General features: G+C 34.4%; 2 protein-coding genes. Both read left to right on the forward strand.

Translation table 11 applies throughout. The features are described from left to right. The first annotated feature begins 226 nt into the window (after positions 1-226). Positions 227-1,009, forward strand: coding sequence for a hypothetical protein (locus H6A13_RS12875; RefSeq protein WP_204909933.1), 783 nt, complete (start codon positions 227-229; stop codon positions 1,007-1,009). Between the two features lie 156 nt (positions 1,010-1,165). Further along, positions 1,166-1,508: hypothetical protein (locus tag H6A13_RS12880; protein ID WP_204909934.1), on the forward strand; the 343-nt coding region annotated here is incomplete at its 3' end.

The following is a 1,508-nucleotide window of genomic DNA, read 5'->3' on the forward strand; positions in this document are numbered from 1 at the left end:
GAGGTTCGGTGTTGATATAGTTTTATTGTTGAAACTCGTTCAAAGTTTTTGTTGCCAGGAATTGGAGCAATAAAGAAAAAGAATATAAGTGAAAGAAATCTGAAAATAATACAAAAGTTGAGGGGGCGTATAAATAGTGAAGGCGTTTAGAGATTATTGCAGAATACTGTGGCCTGCAGGATTACAAATATTATGCTTGGCCATTTTTTTATTCGGGATGGAATATGTGGCAGAACAACAGGGGGTAAAGTTGCAGAACGGATTTTTAAGGGTATTATTTATCTTAGGCATGGTAATAATCGCAACTTTATTAGGGAAACGTATTTTGAAGGTGCGACTTGAGTCGAAGTTGAAAAAGCAAGATATAAGTATTCGGTGTGCAGTACTTATAGCAATACTAATTGTGTCTGGATATTTTATCATTCCCATGGAAAAAAGTGTGAACGGGGATGTCCTGGCCGAAGAACAAGGTCATGAGAATGGACATTGCATATACAAGTATTATGATAAGGTAAATGCTGTTTTGAAAAAGGAATTTGAATGGGATGAAGCACATGAGATAAGAGTGTTAGAAGATCAGTTTAATCAGCGTTTTACATTGAATCAACATTGTTCATCAAAAAGAATCAGAAGGTATATTCCAGAGAGTGTGACGGATCAAAATATAGAAATTAGGGAGTATCCTTCGATCTGGGATAAGGAAGCGAAAATAATTATTTATAATAGTACCGAATTGCAAACGGCGACAGGTAAAATTAGTTTATTTAATCCCAATGCTTTTCCGGCAGATTTTTTCTTGGCGGAAATAGGAGGAGAAGATATTAAATCGGATTTTGTTTTTACTAAGGCATCTACGGAGTTTACGGGTCTTGATACAAGTAAAACTTATATCGTAGGAGTGGAGATGGAGGATATGGGAAATAGTGATATAAGGGTAGAGACAAGTATTGATGGAAAACAAACAAAGTTAGAGATTAAACTTTTAGAAAGTCTTAGTACAAAAAGGTAGCAGAAGAACTGCTCTATGTTGTATGATGTAATAAAAGAAAAGAGGGGTGGCAATAAAAATTTTATCTAAATATTGCAGTTTGGTATAAGCAGATACGAAAAGAAATCGAAAACAGGTTGATTCTTAGCAATGAGAATTACTGTAGGAGGGAGTATAGTGATTAAAAAAAAGATACGATATATTATAATCGTAATATGTTTATTACTCATTGTAATAAAAGTAATAAGCCCGATAGCATTTGCCAAAGACGGGATGATCACCAGAATAAAAGTAGATGAATTTGACAAAAAAGATTTATACGATATTTATATCTATGAACTCGACCGGATCAGTCGTCATAACGGAGCGGTCATGAAAAATGTGTACTTTTTTAATCTAGGGTTTGATGAACCTCATGTAGAAAGTGAAGAAAGAGGAGCGGAGATAAAAGTTGAACAAGTATTTCCGTTTTTGTATAAGTGGAAATGTACTGCTGGCGATGGTGACTATAGAGTAATAA

It is taken from the genome of Mordavella massiliensis, from assembly GCF_016902415.1.
Classification (GTDB): Bacteria; Bacillota; Clostridia; order Lachnospirales; family Lachnospiraceae; genus Merdimonas; species Merdimonas faecigallinarum.